13 protein-coding genes are annotated in these 15,222 nt (G+C 72.4%); 10 read left to right on the top strand and 3 right to left on the bottom strand.

Going from position 1 to position 15,222, the window contains the following annotated elements; genetic code table 11:
- Positions 1-135 precede the first annotated feature (135 nt).
- The 5 genes from ACN20G_RS26595 to ACN20G_RS26575 all read left to right on the top strand — a co-directional run bounded on the left by ACN20G_RS26595 (position 136) and on the right by ACN20G_RS26575 (position 5,486).
- Positions 136-1,539 carry a cytochrome P450 gene (locus ACN20G_RS26595; RefSeq protein WP_424215733.1) on the top strand — a complete coding sequence of 468 codons (1,404 nt, stop codon included), beginning with the start codon at positions 136-138 and terminating at the stop codon, positions 1,537-1,539.
- A gap of 7 nt (positions 1,540-1,546) precedes the next feature.
- The gene (locus tag ACN20G_RS26590; protein WP_424215732.1) at positions 1,547-2,602 is read left to right on the top strand and encodes a terpene synthase family protein; all 1,056 of its coding nucleotides are present in this window, start codon (positions 1,547-1,549) and stop codon (positions 2,600-2,602) included.
- A gap of 192 nt (positions 2,603-2,794) precedes the next feature.
- Positions 2,795-3,757 carry an NAD-dependent epimerase/dehydratase family protein gene (locus ACN20G_RS26585; RefSeq protein ID WP_424215731.1) on the top strand — a complete coding sequence of 321 codons (963 nt, stop codon included), beginning with the start codon at positions 2,795-2,797 and terminating at the stop codon, positions 3,755-3,757.
- 198 nt (positions 3,758-3,955) lie between these two features.
- Complete coding sequence (locus tag ACN20G_RS26580) at positions 3,956-4,663, top strand: TetR/AcrR family transcriptional regulator (protein WP_424215730.1); 708 nt, start codon at positions 3,956-3,958, stop codon at positions 4,661-4,663.
- A gap of 238 nt (positions 4,664-4,901) precedes the next feature.
- A complete protein-coding gene (locus ACN20G_RS26575; protein WP_424215729.1) occupies positions 4,902-5,486 on the top strand; it encodes a hypothetical protein in 585 nt (194 codons plus the stop codon).
- Positions 5,487-5,591: 105 nt separating this feature from the next.
- On the opposite strand, the gene ACN20G_RS26570 is transcribed toward ACN20G_RS26575, so the two are convergent.
- On the bottom strand, positions 5,592-6,575 hold the full coding sequence (locus ACN20G_RS26570) for a DMT family transporter (protein ID WP_424215728.1): 984 nt from the start codon (positions 6,573-6,575) through the stop codon (positions 5,592-5,594).
- Positions 6,576-6,714: 139 nt separating this feature from the next.
- The gene (locus ACN20G_RS26565; protein WP_424215727.1) at positions 6,715-8,034 is read right to left on the bottom strand and encodes a hypothetical protein; all 1,320 of its coding nucleotides are present in this window, start codon (positions 8,032-8,034) and stop codon (positions 6,715-6,717) included.
- 1,065 nt (positions 8,035-9,099) lie between these two features.
- Here ACN20G_RS26565 and ACN20G_RS26560 point away from each other — a divergent pair.
- The 4 genes from ACN20G_RS26560 to ACN20G_RS26545 all read left to right on the top strand — a co-directional run bounded on the left by ACN20G_RS26560 (position 9,100) and on the right by ACN20G_RS26545 (position 13,071).
- Positions 9,100-10,077: a beta-ketoacyl-ACP synthase 3 gene (locus tag ACN20G_RS26560; RefSeq protein ID WP_424215726.1), complete on the top strand. Its 978-nt coding sequence runs from the start codon at positions 9,100-9,102 to the stop codon at positions 10,075-10,077.
- Positions 10,074-11,327, top strand: coding sequence for a beta-ketoacyl-[acyl-carrier-protein] synthase family protein (locus ACN20G_RS26555; RefSeq protein WP_424215725.1), 1,254 nt, complete (start codon positions 10,074-10,076; stop codon positions 11,325-11,327). The genes ACN20G_RS26560 and ACN20G_RS26555 overlap by 4 nt, the downstream gene beginning before the upstream one ends.
- Before the next feature lie 63 nt (positions 11,328-11,390).
- Entirely contained in the window at positions 11,391-11,639 is a 249-nt protein-coding gene (locus tag ACN20G_RS26550; RefSeq protein ID WP_424215724.1) for an acyl carrier protein, read from the top strand.
- Positions 11,640-11,805: 166 nt separating this feature from the next.
- On the top strand, positions 11,806-13,071 hold the full coding sequence (locus ACN20G_RS26545) for an aminotransferase class I/II-fold pyridoxal phosphate-dependent enzyme (protein ID WP_424215723.1): 1,266 nt from the start codon (positions 11,806-11,808) through the stop codon (positions 13,069-13,071).
- A gap of 410 nt (positions 13,072-13,481) precedes the next feature.
- Here ACN20G_RS26545 and ACN20G_RS26540 read toward each other — a convergent pair whose 3' ends face one another.
- The gene (locus ACN20G_RS26540; RefSeq protein WP_424215722.1) at positions 13,482-14,099 is read right to left on the bottom strand and encodes an HAD-IA family hydrolase; all 618 of its coding nucleotides are present in this window, start codon (positions 14,097-14,099) and stop codon (positions 13,482-13,484) included.
- A 396-nt stretch (positions 14,100-14,495) separates the two neighbouring features.
- On the opposite strand from ACN20G_RS26540, the gene ACN20G_RS26535 reads away from it, so the two are divergent.
- Positions 14,496-15,002, top strand: a complete 507-nt coding sequence (locus ACN20G_RS26535; protein WP_424215721.1) for a hypothetical protein — start codon at positions 14,496-14,498, stop codon at positions 15,000-15,002.
- Positions 15,003-15,222 lie beyond the last annotated feature (220 nt).

The raw sequence follows: 15,222 nt of genomic DNA, 5'->3' as shown, positions 1-15,222 counted from the left end.
CCCACTCCCCGCCCCGGGCAGCGGGCAAATCCACGGGTACACGGCCCTCACCCCGGCGTGCCCCCGCCCACGACGGAGCTCCTGCCTCCCGTACGCCGGCACCGGACCGGCCGGCCCCTACCGAGACGAGACGCGATGGACACCGCCCGGACCCCCACCCCGATCCCCGACGCCCCCCACGCCCTGCCGATCATCGGGCACGCCCTCGTCCTCGCCCGCGACCCCCTGCGGTTCCTGCGCACCCTGCCCGTCACCGAGGACATCGTGCGCATCCGGGTCGGAACGCGACATGCCTACCTCGTGTGCACCCCGGCCCTCACCCGCGAGGTCCTCGTCAACGACGCGATCTTCGACAAAGGCGGTGCCCTCGTCGACCGCGCCCGGGAAGTCCTCGGAAACGGTGTCGCGACCTGCCCCCACGCGGTCCACCGCCGACAACGCCGGCTCGTCCAACCCGCCTTCCACCCGTCCCGGCTCCCGGGCTACGGACGGACCATGGCCCGCCAGATCACCTCGGTCACCGACACCTGGCACAGCGGACGGTCGATCGACGTGCTCCACGACATGCAAACCATCACCTCCCGTGTCCTGGCGGCGACCCTCTTCACCGACGGCACCTTCACCCACACCCGCCTCGATCGCATCATGGGCGACCTCAACACCTTCCAAGAGGGCTTCTTCCGACGCATGCTCACCCCACCGGCACTCGACCGGCTCCCCGTTCTGGGCAACCGCCGTCACGAACGGGCCATGGCACGCCTGCGGTCGACGCTCGCCGACGTCATCGCCGACCACCGGGCCGACGGAACGGACCGGGGCGACGTGCTCTCCGCCCTCCTGACCGCCCGCGACCCCGACAATCCGGCCCAGGGCCTCGGCAACGCCGAACTCGTCGACCAGATGGTCACCTTCTGTTTCGGCGGCACCGAGACCACGGCCTGTCTCCTCGCCTGGGCCCTGTACCTCGTCGCCCGACACCCCCACGTGGAACGGGCTCTCCATCGCGAAGTCGACCGGGTCCTCCGCGGTCGACCGGCACAACCCCAGGACGCGCCACACCTGGACCTGACGAGCCGCGTCGTCCAGGAGACCCTGCGCACCCACCCCCCGGTCTACTTCGTCACCCGTGAAACGACCCGCCCCACCCGCCTCGCCGGACACCCCATCCCGCGAGGAACCACCATCGTCTACAGCCCCTACGTCATCCACCACCGACCGGACGTCCACCCGCGCCCCGAGCGCTTCGACCCCGACCGGTGGCTGCCCCCTCAGCCCGGACACAGGGCCCCACGCGACACCCTCGTGCACTTCGCCGCCGGTGCCCGCAAGTGCGCGGGCGACGACTTCGCCCTCCTCGAAGCGACCCTGGCACTCGCCACCATCACCGCCCGCTGGCGCCTGACACCCACCCCCACGACCCGCGTACGCCCCAAACCGGGCCTCGTCCTCGCCCCCCAGGGCCTGCGCATGACCGTCACCGCCCGCCACACCGCCGGCGACGACGGCGACGGCGACGGCCACGACGACGCGGGAAGGTAAGAGCCCCGTGCCGCAGGACCTCGGCTTCACCGTCCCGTTCCCCTCCCGCTCCAACCCCGCCGCCCCGGCCTCCCGCGCCCACAATCTGGCCTGGGCCCGCCGGCACGGCCTCCTGCGCAGCCCACGTGCCGAACGGCGTTACCTGTACTCCCAGGTCGCCGAATTCGCAGCGCACGCCTATCCCGACGCCGGCGCCGACGACCTCGATCTCGCCTTCGACCTCATGGGCTGGTTCTTCCTCTTCGACGACCAATTCGACATCCCCGACCCCCGGCACCTGCGGGAGGCCACCGCCGCGTGCCAGGAGCACCTCCTCGTCGTCGCCCACCCCGACACCCCGGTGCGCGCCACCCGCCCCACGGCCCGGGCCTTCGCCGACTGCTGGCACCGCATGTGCCAGGGCACCAGCCCCCTCTGGCAGGCCCGCACCGCGCACGCGTGGATGGACTACTTCACGGCACAACTCACCGAGATCGCCGACCGGAACGACGAAGGACACCTCGACTACGACACCCATCTGGCACGTCGCAGACGCACCATCGGCATCACCCCGTCCCTCTGCCTGTCGGAACGCATCGACCGCTTGCGCGTGCCCGACATCGCCTGGCACAGCACCCACCTGAACGGCCTCCGACGAGCCGCCATCGACCAGGTCATCGGAGTCAACGAGATCTTCTCCCTGGAGAAGGAGGAGGAGCACGCCGCCCCCAACCTCGTGCACGACCTGATGAGGCTGCACGGCCACACCCGACAGGAGGCCGTGCACCACGTACGGGACATGGCCGACGAGCGCATGCGGCAGTTCGTCGAACTCCACGACCGCACCCCCCACTGGTGCGTCGCCCAAGGACTGGCACCGGACGAGACGAGGGCCGTCACCCGGTACACCGAACTCGTCGCCGTCTGGGTGCGCGGAAACTACGACTGGCACCGAACCGCCCGCCGGTACACCACGACCTCCACCGGCCGCGGTCCGCGGCACCTGGGCGCTCTCACCACCGAAGACCTCTCCGCGCCCCGCGAGCGCCGCCGCCCGTCCACCACCCTGCGGCCGCGCACCTGATCGACGTGCTCGACCGCCGGCTCATCCCGGCGGTGGACCGGTCCGGGACCTCGGCTCGACGCGTGCGACAACGACACCGGCATCGCGAGCAGCAGGATTGCGATACACCGACTCAAGAGTTACGGTGTATAACGAAAGCGTTCGTGGATAGCGCCGAGTGTTGTCCACGGCCCGTCGTGAAAGGACTCCGTCATGGCTGCTGCGGTACAGGGTTCGCTCCACACCGTCCTGGGGGCCGGTCCCGCCGGAACCTCCGTCGCCCTGGAGCTCGCGCGGCGCGGGCACGCGGTGCGGCTCGTGGACCGTGCCGGCTCCGGTGAGCCGCTCGAAGGCGTCGAACGCGTCGCCGGTGACGTCGGGACGCCGGCGGGGGCGCTCGCCGCGATCGAGGGCGCGGACGTCGTCCACCACTGCGTCAACGTCGCCTACCACCTCCAGGCCGAGCTGATGCCCCGCATCCAGGAGGCCGTCCTGGGCGCGGTGGAACGCACCGGTGCCCGCCTGATCGTGCTGGACACGCTGTACCCGTACGGCGAGACCCGCGGTGAGGTCATGACCGAGGACACCCCCTGGCGGGCGACCACCGTCAAGGGCAGGATGCGTGCCGCGCTGGACGAGAACTACCTGACCGCCCACGAGGAGGGCCGCGCGAGGGTGGCCCTCGGCCGCTCGGCGGACTTCGTCGGGCCCCGCGTGCTGAACTCCACGATGGGCGGCGCCGTCTTCCCCGCGGCGCTCACGGGCGGGGAGGTGCCGGCACTGGGCGACATCGACCTCGAACACAGCTACACCGACATCCGTGACGTCGCCCGCGGCCTGGCCACGCTCGGGGAGAACCCGGAGGGCGACGGCCGCGTGTGGCACCTGCCCACCGCCCGGGCCCGCACGACCCGGGAGATCCTGGACATGCTGGGCACCCTGGTCGGACGCCCGCTGAAGACCGTCACCGTGGACGGGCCGCGGCCCTTCGGGCCGTTCGACGAGACGTTCATGAACTCCTACGCCGAGCTGTTCTACCAGCACACCGAGCCGCAGATCATGGACTCCACCGCCTTCCGGCGTCGGTTCGGCGTCGAACCGACACCGATCGAGACCACCCTGACGGACACCCTCCGGTGGTACCGGGGCTTCCTCGCCGCCCAACCGCAGCACTGACCCGACCGGCCCGACCGGACCGACCGGACCCGACCGGCCCGACCGGACCCGACCGACCCGCGCGAGCGCACCTCGCCGCCCGGCATGTAGTGGAAGCGATAGGGTGAAGCTTTCGCGAGACACACAAGCGGTCCGGTGAGACCGTCCCCGGGCGCCCCGGTTCCGGGACGCGCGGGGGAGATCGGCTGGAGGTGGGCCATGGCGACGCGTGCGGGCAGTCCGCGTGAGCGGTACCGGGAGCAGACCCGCTCGGAGATCAAGGCCGCGGCGGTCCGTCAACTCGCCGCCGGCGGTGTGGAGAGCGTGGCGCTGTTGCGGATCGCCAAGGAGATCGGGATGTCCGGTCCGGCGCTCTACCGCTACTTCGCGAGCCGCGACGACCTCCTGGCGGAGATGGTCCTCGACGCCTACCGCAGCGCCACCGAGGCGGTCCACGCGGTGGACGTCGACGCCTCGCAACGCGCCACGCTCCACGCCCTGACCGCGTCCTACCGTGCGTGGGCCGTGGCGCATCCCCACCTGTACCTGCTGATCCAGGGCACCCCGGTGGCGGGCTTCACGGCACCGGCCGAAACCCTGCCGCAGGCGCGTTCCGTCCTCGGACCGTTCCTGTCCGTCTTCGCCCACGGCCGCCCGCGGGCCACGGTGGAGCCGCTGCTGGACGGGCCGCGGGCCTGGCTCACCGAGGACGAGTCGGTGGCCGGCTGGGTCCGGCAGTGGACGGACCGGTCCGCCCACGCCCCCGAGGCGGTCGTCGCGCTGACCGGGGCCATCATGACCTGGTCGCAGATGCACGGCACCGTGAGCCTGGAGGTCTCGGGCCAGTTCACGGGCATGGGCCACGACCCGGCCCGCCTCCTCGACGTCCAGACCACGCTCCTGGCCGACGCCTTCCGACTCCGCTGACCCCCTCCCCGCCACCGCGCGAGCGTCCATCACCCGCGGGCGGAGCGGGCCGAAGCGGCCCGCATCGAATGGATCACGACACGGAGACGGCCCCGGCTTCCCGTCGTGAGCCACGCCTTGAACGACACCAAGCGGGCGCGTTCGGGAGAATTCACGCAGGTGGGACGGGTCTCTTGTGTGATCGAACGGGTTCGACGATCATGTCGAAGTTCGATCTTCGTCGAACATTTTCAGCCACATGGGGGCCATTGTGAAGAAGACCGTGCGCAGACTGATGACCGTGGGCGCGGCCCTGGCTCTGGGGGTGACGGGTCTGGGTACCGCGCAGGCGTCGGCGGCGACCACCGCTCCGGAGACCCTGTCGTTCCCGGGGACGATGACCCCGCAGGAAGTGAACCGCGCGATGGACACCCTGGCCGTCAAGAGCATCTGTTACAAGGTGCACGTCCAGGACTACGGCACCTTGGACTGGGTGTGCGGGGGGAACACGGCGGGCAGCGTCGGGCACAACAAGGCCATCGAGAAGGTGTGGATCACCATGCGCGACAACGGTGAGTTCTGCGCCCAGGCCCACATCCGCAACGTCGGCTGGCAGAACCAGGACTGCGAATCGGCGGGAGGCTACGTCGAGGTCGGCACGGTCGGCGCCGCCCTCCCGATGGAGGCGCTGAGCGTGTGGACCCGCAACGGGGGCGGCATGCTCTCCGGCCAGGCCCACGTTCAGGACCACGGTTGGCTGCCGCGCACGGCGTGGGGCTACGGCTCCCAGTTCGGCACCACCGGCCAGGGCAAGAACCTCGAAGCGATCCGCCTCTGGGTCTGACCCCGGGCGGGCCGTGCGCGGGGCGGGGCGGAGCCGGGCCGAGTCGGGAGGGGTGGTCGCGTCACCCCACCCGGCTCCGTTTCCCTCGTGCCTCCCCCGAAGGCCCTACCGGCGCCGGGACTGGGTGAGGGCCGCGCCGGCGAGGATCACGGCCGTGCCCACCAGGGCGTTCCAGTGGAACTGTTCGCCCAGCAGCAGGACGCCGGCCGTGGTCGCGACGGCCGGGATGAAGTACGTGGCCATCTGCGTGGTGGTCGGGCCGATCTCGGCGACCAGGCCGTACTGGATGTGCAGGGCCATGCCCGTCCCCAGCGCTCCCAGGGCGACGACCGCCAGGGTCGGCCAGAGCGGAAACGAGGTCGGTGCGGGACTGAACAGCGCGCTGACCGCAGCCAGTTGGAGGGTCGAGATCAGGAGCTGGGCGCCGGTCAGGGAGACCGGGGAGCCCGGGGCGGCGGCCAGGGTGCGGCGTACGTGGATCCAGCCGACCGGATAGCAGAGGGAGGCCAGCAGGGCGAGCGCGGTGCCCCCGGCGTCGATCCCCGTGAAGCCCTGCCAGGCCCCGAGCACGGTGAGCACACCGAGGAAACCCAGGCCCAGGCCCGCCACGCGGCGGCGCGTCGGGCGGTCCTCGGAGAGCGCGACCAGCGAGAGGGCCATCCCCCACAGCGGTGAGGTGGCACTGCAGATCCCCGCCAGGCCGGAGGGGATGCTCAGCTCCGCGTACGCGAAGAGCGAGAACGGGACGGTGTTGAGCAACAGGGCCGCCACCGTCAGGTGGGCCCAGGTGCGCCGGCCCCGGGGGAGCGGTTCGCGGCGGATCAACAGCACGGTGAGCAGGGCGAGCGCGCCGAAGAACACCCGGCCGAGGGTGACCTGGAACGGGGCGTACGCCTCGGTGCCCACCTTGATCAGCAGGAAGCTGAAGCCCCAGACCACCGAGAGGATCGCGAACCGCAGACGCCAGTCGAACCGACCGACGGCGGCACCCCGGTCGCGATCGGCGCGGCGGTCGACGGGGCGGTCGAGGCCGCGGTCGAGGGGGGAGGGGGCGGAGAGGGGTGGACCGGGGGTCGTGCGTGCGCTCATGAAAGCCACTGTGTCCCGCGCGATCCTTTAGGGCAAGTGAGAGTTTCTTCAGGCGACTGCGTAGCATCCCTTACACATTCGCCGGCAACCGCCACGGTGGCGGGACAGCGCGACCACGCCCGGGGCATGTGGCGCCCGATCACGGGGCCGCGCGGTCGCGGTCGTTGCCGTCGGTCCAGTCCGCGATGCCGACGAGGTCGTGGAGGAAGGTGCTCCAGGCCGTGCGGGACAGGTCGACGAGGGTGTCCCAGTCCTGGGAAACGAGTGCCGACATGCCGGTGCCGTGGGCCTCCAGGCGGGCGGTCATTCCGGCGAACCGGGGCACCGTGCCGCCCAGGGCCGTGACGACGGCGGCGCCGAGGGCGCGTGAGACGTCGGTTTCCGCGCAGACACAGACCGGCGCAGCCGTGTGCCCCCCGGCGGTGACGGCGGAGGGTCGCGGGTGTCGGACGTAAGAGGGAAGGGCCGTGCCGGCCAGGGGACGGAGCGGGGGCGCGGCGGGCCAGCGGGGTCGGTCGGCGAGGGCGACTCCGCTGACGGCCCAGCGGGGGTTGGTGACGTGGACGAAGGCGGTGCAGAGCAGCAGTTTCGCGGCGCAGGATCCGAGTCGGGCGGCGAGGGCGACGGTGTCGCGGAGCCAGTCGACGACCTGGCGGCCGGTGTACCCGGCGAACAGGGCCCACAGGACGGCGTTGACGGGGTTGCCGGTGGAGATGTCGCGGGGGAGGTCGTAGAGATCGTGGATCACTCCCCATGCCACGAGGCACCGGGTGTCCTCGTCGCTGCGGCGGTCGCCGAACGCCGCGCCGCAGCCGGTCATCAGCACGCACGATTCCCGGGCGCCGACGTCGGCGAGGCGGCTGAGCCAGACGTCCCCCAGGTCCGGCAGCGGCCCCACAAGGGGAGTCGCCCGGGCGGCGCCCAGGTATTCCATGGCGAGGACCTTCATGGGGGAGAGGTTGTCGGTCCGACCGGTGGAACAGGCATCGACCAACGAGGGCATCGCGTCGAAGATCTCGGAGAGGTTCCCGGCGGGCGCGTCCACGCCGCCGGCCATGTCGGCCCAGTAGGCGATCGAGGTCGCCACCGCAGCCGAGAACTGCACGTCCCAGTCGGTGTTCAGGGCCCAGAAGAACCCCAGGCTCGACCCCAGGCCGACGTCGATGAACGGGGCCCGGTGTCCGGCTCTCTCGCGGGACGGGTAGCGGGAGTCGGGTATGTGGCCGGCGAGGTCGTCGCTGATCGTCCGCCACCGCGCGTGGTAGGTCGCGAAGTCCTCGCGTTGCACCGCGCTCCACAGCAGCCGACCCTCCCACTCCTCGACGTCCGTCGTCCCCGGCAGCCCGAGCCGTTCGGCGAGGGACCGGAACCACGTCGCGTCCCGCAGGCAGGACAGCTCGTGCGCCACGGCGTCGAAGGCGCCGTTGCGCACGCCGATCCGCGCGGGCAGCCCTTCCACGGGCAGGGAACGGCACACCGGCGTCTCGGGCGTCCCCGGGGGCCTGCGCAAAGTCCGGCGGGAGACCCGTGCCTCATGGCGTTCGCGCAGCTTGACCGCGAACGGGCGGGGATCGTGCTCGAAGACGAGCCGGCACCGCGCGCAGGCGCACCCCTCCTCGAAACCCTCACAGAGAGTCCACCGCGACGGAGGTCGGAAGTCGACCAGCCCCCAACCCCGAGGGTTCAGCGCTCCCTCCGCGCGTGCACCCTGCCCGGCGATCCAGGAACTCGACATGGTCCGTCCTTTCGAGCGGTGGAATGAACGAGCTTGCGCGGTTGACCCTCGAACGGCCCGGGCACCCGCGCCGGACGGCCCGGGCGAGCAGGGGCGGCCGGCGCTCCGGACGAGGCCCCGTCCCGTCCAACTCACGGGGCCTGCCGTGGAAACCGGCGTCGAGGGACGAAGTCGTGAACGTGTTGACAGCACGGAGCCCCCCATCGCATGGCAGGGAGGTCGCGGACATCCCGCTGTCCCGGAGGTCCGCGGTCGTGGTCAGTATGAGGTACGCCGCGCCCCTCGTGTGTGTCGTCGAGGGCCCTCTCCGCGCGAGTACGGCGTCGGGTCCCGGATCGGTCGCGTGGCTCCAGGCGTGCGCCCATTGGAAGATGACCCTGCGTCAGGCGAGCGACCCGCGCGGCGCCTCCCGTCCCCCGGCCGACGCCTGTCGGGCGGGAGGCATCGCGCCGCGGGCCCCGCCGCCCGGCACCGGAGCGAGTTCCGGGTGCGGTTCGTCCCGTGTTTCGCGGGTCGGCCGCGGGCGAATGACAGGGCCTTCGGGGCTGGGGCCAGGGTGGGCAAGGGTGGTGCCACATTCGGAGCAATCACAGGCGCCTCACCTGCGGTTTCGTGGTCGACTGATGCCTGTGTCACAGAAGTGGTGAATGAGACCCATGTGAGTTTTGGTGTCTGTGATGTCAGGTGGTGATCTGCTGTGTCGCTGTCCTGCTCGTCGAGCGGTCCTGCCGTGGAACGGCCTCGGGGATCGGTGCGCAAGCGCCGTCGCGGCGCCTTGGAGGTGGTCTCGTGAACGGGGTCCGGGTGTTGGGGGTGTCCGGTCTGCTGCCCACGACGATCCTCGACAGTTCCCTGGTGGGGGCCGCGGTGGGGGTCGACGCGGAGTGGATCGTGCGTCGGACGGGGATCAGGGAACGCCGCCGCGCGGATCCGGGGCGGACGAGCGCGGACCTCGCGGTGGAGGCCGCCCGTCCGTTGGTCGCGGCGCTGCCCGACATCGGGGCGGTGGTGGTGGCCAGTATGACGCCGGATCGGCAGTGCCCGGGGATGGCCCCGGCGATCGCGGAACGGCTTGGGCTGTCGGGGGTGGGCGCGTGGGACGTGAACTCGGCGTGCGCGGGGTTCGTGTGCGCGTTGGCCGGCGGGGCCGCGATGGTGGCGGCCGGGCAGCTCGGACGGATCCTGGTGATCGGTTCGGACGTCATGAGCTCGATGGTCTCGCCCACCGACCGGAACACGGCCGTGGTCTTCGGCGACGGAGCCGGTGCGGTGGTGTTGGGGGAGACCTCGGGCCGGGTCGGCCGGGTGGGCCCGTTCGTGTTGGGAAGCGACGGGAGCCGCGCGGAGTTGGCGGCGACACCGTTCGGCGGCGGGCACCTGTCGATGCGGGGCCAGGAGGTCTTCGAACAGGCCGTCGACCGGATGGGCGAGGCCGCCCGAACCGCCGTGGCGAAGGCCGGTTGGTCCCTTGACGAGGTGGACTGGCTGGTGGGGCATCAGGCCAACGGCCGCATCCTGTCCCTCCTGGGGGATGTGCTGGGAATCGGCCCGGCGCGGCGTGTGGCCTGCGTGGACCGCATGGGGAACACCGCCAACGCCTCGATCCCCCTGGCCTTGGCCGATCTCGCGGGATCCGGCCGACTGCGCGCGGGAGACCGGATCGCGGTGGTGTCGTTCGGGGGCGGCCTGGCCTGGGGGGCCACGACCCTGGAATGGCCCGACGGCGTGGTGGTGTGCCCGCCCGACGACGTGAGGAGCACGGCATGAGAACCGACGGCGACCGACGCGGCGGAGGGCACGGCCCCCGCCGGGTGGCGGTGACCGGCATGGGGATGATCACCCCCGCCGGCGGCAGCGTCCCGACGACCTGGCGGGCCGTGCTCGGCGGCGCGTCGACGTGCGCGGTCGACACCGTGCTGGACGGTGCGGCGGTGGGCTTGTCGTGCAGGGTGTCGACGCCCCTCGACCGGCCGATCATGAACCGGAAGGGAGTCCGCACCCTCGACCCGGTCACCCGATTCGCCCTGAACGCCGCCGACGAGGCACTGGCCGACGCCGCCCTGGACCCCTCGGCGTGGCCGGCCGAGCGGGTGGCGATCGTCGTGGGGACCGGCGCGGGCGGCGCCCAGACCCTCAGCCGCGGCCACCGGGACCTGCACGAGTCGGGCTCGGCGGGAGTGTCGCCCTACCACCATCCGGCATCGCTGGCGAACATGACGGGCGCCTACCTGAGCCAGTACCTCGGCGCGCGCGGCCCGTGCCTGACGGTGGTGACCGCGTGCGCGTCGGGCACCGACGCGATCGCGACCGCACGAGACCTGCTGCTGGCCGACCGGTGCGACATCGCCGTCGCCTGCGGCAGCGAGGCCGGCATCACGCCCATGAACGTCGCCGGCTTCGACCAGATCAAGGCCCTCTCCCGCACCAGGGACCCACACCTCGCCTCACGGCCCTTCGACACCGACCGCGACGGGTTCGTCATCGCCGAAGGAGCCGCCGCGCTGGTCCTGGAACGCCCCGCCGACGCCGCGGCCCGCCACGCACGGGTACACGCCTACGTGAGCGGCCACGGCGCGACGACCGACGCCCACCACCCCACCGCCCCCCACCCCGAAGGGCTGGGTGCGGAACGCGCCCTGCGCGCCGCGCTGCGCGACGCCGGCCTCACGGCGTCCGACATCGGACACGTCAACGCGCACGGCACCTCCACACCCGCCAACGACCACATCGAAGCCGCCGTCCTGGCCCGCGTCCTGCCGCACCACCCACCGGTGACCTCCAGCAAAGGCGCCCTGGGCCACACCCTGGGCGCGGCCGGGGCCATCGAGGCGGCGCTGACCATCGTGGCCCTCACCGAACACACGGTGCCCGCGACCGCGGGCACCACCCGGGTCGACCCCGCCTGCGACGTCGACGTCGTCATCGGCACACCCCGACCCGTGCGGGCGGCCCACGCCGTGAGCAACTCCTTCGGGTTCGGCGGCCACAACAGCGTCCTCGTCCTCTCCCGCCCCTGAAGGCCGGTCCCCGCGACCGCACCCGCGCCGATCCACCCTTCCCCACGGAAAGCAGGGCACCGCATGAGCACGCACGACCGTCTCGCCGACATGATCAGCCGCGTCGCCGAGGTCCCCGTGGAGCAGATCACCCCCGACACCACCCTGGCGGGACTCGACGTCGACTCCCTCGCCCTGGTCGAACTCGGCCTGCGCATCAAGAGCGACTTCGGGATCGCCCTCGGCGAGGACGAGATCACCGCCGACGACACCATCGCCGACATCGCCCGCCTCGTCGACGACCGATCCGCCCCGGAGACGGCCACCCCCTGACCCGCGAGCCCCCGCCCCTGCGACCCCCTGACCCCGCGACGCTCTGACCCCGCGGCCCGCGACACACCGGCCGCCCCGTCCCCGCACGTCGCCGCGTCGCCTTCCCCACGACCGGGAAGGCGACGCCCACCCACCCACCCACCGTCACGGAGAGGGCATCCCCGCCATGTCCACGACCACCGACGTCCCGCCCCCCAGCCGCTCCGCCTACAGCGACTTCTTCTCCCGCCGAGCCGGCATCGACGCCACCGCCAACGCCTACACCCGGTGGAGACGTTCCCCCGCCAACACCATGCTCGGGAGAGCCGTCCCCGTCGGCGGAGCCACCCCCCACACCTGGCCCGACCCCGACGCCCGCCCCGGAGACCTGCTGAACATCTCCGCCCAGGACTACCTCGGCCTCAGCATGCGTCCCGAGATCGCCCGCGCCGTCATCACCGCCCTGGAAGCCCACGGCACCGGGACCGGCGCCGCCCCGATGGCCGGCGGTTCCACCCCCACCCACTGCGCCCTGGAACGCGAACTGTCCGCCCACTGCGGCATGGACGACGCCGCGATCTTCGCCAGCGGCTACGCCGCCAACGTCGGACTCGTCGCCGGCCTCATGCGTCCCGGCGACACCGTGGTCATGGACCGCAACGCCCACGCCTCCTCCATCGACGGAGCCCGCATGGCCGGCGCCGAGGTCCGCGTGTTCCGCCACAACGACGCGTCCGACCTCGAAGCGGTCCTGCGGCAACTCCCCGCCGGCGGTGAACGCCTCGTGTGCCTGGAGGGCCTCTACTCCATGGACGGCGACACCCCCGACCTCCACGAGATGAAGGATGTCGCCCACCGCCACGGAGCCCTCCTCGTCGTCGACGAGGCCCACTCCGAGTTCTGCCTCGGACCCACCGGCGGCGGACTGGCCGAACTCCAGGGCGTCAAACCCGACTTCCACGTCGGCACCTTCTCCAAGGCCCTCAGCGTGCAGGGCGGATTCATCGCCGGTGACGGACACGTCATGCAATGGCTCAAGGACACCGCCCGCCCCCGCATGTTCTCCGTGACCGTCTCCCCGCTCCTGATCGGCGCGGTCACCGAAGCCCTGCGTATCGCCCGCACCGAACCCCACCTCCGTGCGGCCCTCGGCGACAACTCCGCCCTGCTGCGTGCCCGGCTGGCCGAACACGGCATCGAAGCCCTCGGCAACGCCCACGTCGTCCCCGTCCTCGTCGGCGACGAAACAGCCTGCCTGACCGCCGCCCGCGTCCTGGGCGAACGCGGCGTCCACGTCATGCCCGTCCTCTACCCGGCGGTCGCCCTCGGCAAGGCACGCCTCCGCGTCACCGTCTGCACCACCTACGGCACCACCTACGGCACCACCCTCATCGACGACATCGCCCGAGAAGTCGCCCACGCCGTCCACACCGCGCGGAACACATCCGTGTGACCACACGACCCCGGCGGACAGGGCCGGCCGGACCCCGGCGTGCCGACGGCGCCGAGGAACGGGAACGGGGCCGCCGGATCGCACGGTGCCCCGCTCCCCGCCCCCTCGGCCCGCTCCGACGACCCGAGGACGGTCTCCGGACGCAGGCCCATGATCCGGGCGGAACACGGGGAACGCGCGGAACGGCAAACGCCACCCATGCCCTCCCCCCCACCGGTCGGCCGCGCCCTGGGTCGAGCCATCGGCACGGCACTGTCCCGCCCCGAACCGACCGCACATTGACGGCACGGTCCCGGCCTACACCGGCCAGGGCATGCACGCGCGCGCAGTGCGAGGAGGCACGCACGGGCCCCGCTCCTCGCGCGCGGCCGATCGGCCTCCGTGCCCGCCCGGCACCCGTCGGTGAACGCTCACGACTCCTCCCGAAGACCGTGCACGGCATCGGCCAGAGCACCGAAACACGCATCGGCTGCGGCCAGATCGCTCGTGGAGTGCGTGGTCGTGACGGCGTGCACGCGGCACCCGGCCGCCGACCCGGCCCGCACCCCGGCCGGGGAATCCTCCACCACGAGACACCGCTCGGGCCGGACACCCAACCGGGCGGCCGCGACCAGATATCCGTCCGCGGCCGGCTTTCCCCGCCGCACGTCCTCCGCGCACACCCGCACCTCGGGCACCGGCAACCCCAACCGCCGCAACCGCAGCCTCGTGGCCTCCCCACGACCGGAGGTCACCACCGCCCACGGCACCCGCAACCCCCCGAGCACCCGGGCGACGTCGGGGAAGGCCGTGATGCCCTGCTCCTCCTCGGCCATCAACGCGTCCAACAACTCGTTCTCCACCCCCGGATCACACCCCGGGGCCACCACAGCCAACGTGTCGGACCGCCGACGCCCCTGCGTCACCTCGAACACGTACTCCGGATCCAGCCCGCGAACCCGCGCCCAGGCCCGCCACACCCGTCCGTGCACATCACCCGAGTCCACCAGGACCCCGTCGACATCGAACAACACCGCATCGACCGCCACCACTCGCCACCCTCCCACCCCGACCATCCCCCCCCGCAATCCCGACACCGAGCGGCTTCCGAGCCGCCCAACCCCTGCTCCCCGTAAGCCCGCCGCCGACCGGGCACGGTCGTCCGGATCGGGTACCCGCCCCGCGAACCACCCCCCTGCACGGCGTTCGTCACCGTCGGCACCGCCCACGTCGATACGCAGGATTCCGCGCCGTGCCCGCGTGACGACCCGTCGGGCCACGTCGTCGTCGTGGCTCCACTCCACCACGACGGTGTCGCCCCGCACCAGGGCGTGGCCCCGGGACGCCTCCCCGCCCCACGCGTTCGCACCCGGCAGCCCGGGGACGGATGTCGGGATCCGGTGTTCCGGCCCGCGGGGCCCGCGTCCGCCTCTACCGTCGTGGTCATGAACGCACACCCCACGCCCGAACAGCGTGCTCTGGCCGATCAAGTGGACGCCGCCAACGCCGAGTTGCTGCGACGCCAGGAACTCCTCGAACAGAGGTGGGACGGGCGCAGTCGGAACCTGGTGGGCGATCCCGTCGCCCTCGCTCCGAAGTGGGCTCGCGCCGCCGTCGCCGAGGCTTTCGACGCGCTGGACGCCGGCATGGGGTTCTGCCCGCATCTGACGGCGGATCACGGGCCGGCCCCGGTTCACCTGCACGTCGAGGACACTCCGCACCGGTATCTGTGTGTCCGCTGCGAGGACGCCACCAGCGGGCGCGGCCTGCGGCCCTGCCTGGTGTGCGGGCGGCGCGCGCCGAGGGGGGACATGAGGGTGTGGCGGTTCTGGGGCGTGATCTGCGCGGACCCGCGCGGGGTGAAGGTCCAGGTGTCGGTGGGACGCTGCCCGGACTGCGCGGCCCAGGACCCCGAGACACCGGCCGGCCTGCCCGCCACGTTCCGCACCTGACCCGGGGTCCGGGGTCACGCGGGGGCACCCCGCCGTCCGGCCTGAGAACGGGGCGTGATCGCGACGCCGCTCGGTACAGAGGTCGGTCCCGCGGGGTCGCGCCGGAGCAATCGCGTCCAAGGCGTCGTTTCACATGGCGGACCCGCCCCATCCGCCCCCTCGCGGTTGTCCGGAGCGGGTGCACGGGCCTCGACGGCCGCGGCCGTCCGGTCGTGCACCC

This window comes from Streptomyces dryopteridis (assembly GCF_049606955.1).
Classification (GTDB): domain Bacteria; phylum Actinomycetota; class Actinomycetes; order Streptomycetales; family Streptomycetaceae; genus Streptomyces.
The sequence above is the reverse complement of the archived record's forward strand: the minus strand, read 5'-3'. Positions and strand labels throughout refer to the sequence as shown.

Excerpts from the sequence above, each read along its gene's own strand:
- ACN20G_RS26595 (WP_424215733.1), top strand. The coding sequence starts at position 136 with ATGGACACCGCCCGGACCCCCACCCCGATCCCCGACGCCCCCCACGCC.
- ACN20G_RS26585 (WP_424215731.1), top strand. The coding sequence starts at position 2,795 with ATGGCTGCTGCGGTACAGGGTTCGCTCCACACCGTCCTGGGGGCCGGT.
- ACN20G_RS26580 (WP_424215730.1), top strand. The coding sequence starts at position 3,956 with ATGGCGACGCGTGCGGGCAGTCCGCGTGAGCGGTACCGGGAGCAGACC.
- ACN20G_RS26575 (WP_424215729.1), top strand. The coding sequence starts at position 4,902 with ATGGGGGCCATTGTGAAGAAGACCGTGCGCAGACTGATGACCGTGGGC.
- ACN20G_RS26570 (WP_424215728.1), bottom strand. The coding sequence starts at position 6,575 with ATGAGCGCACGCACGACCCCCGGTCCACCCCTCTCCGCCCCCTCCCCC.
- ACN20G_RS26555 (WP_424215725.1), top strand. The coding sequence starts at position 10,074 with ATGAGAACCGACGGCGACCGACGCGGCGGAGGGCACGGCCCCCGCCGG.
- ACN20G_RS26550 (WP_424215724.1), top strand. The coding sequence starts at position 11,391 with ATGAGCACGCACGACCGTCTCGCCGACATGATCAGCCGCGTCGCCGAG.
- ACN20G_RS26545 (WP_424215723.1), top strand. The coding sequence starts at position 11,806 with ATGTCCACGACCACCGACGTCCCGCCCCCCAGCCGCTCCGCCTACAGC.
- ACN20G_RS26535 (WP_424215721.1), top strand. The coding sequence starts at position 14,496 with ATGAACGCACACCCCACGCCCGAACAGCGTGCTCTGGCCGATCAAGTG.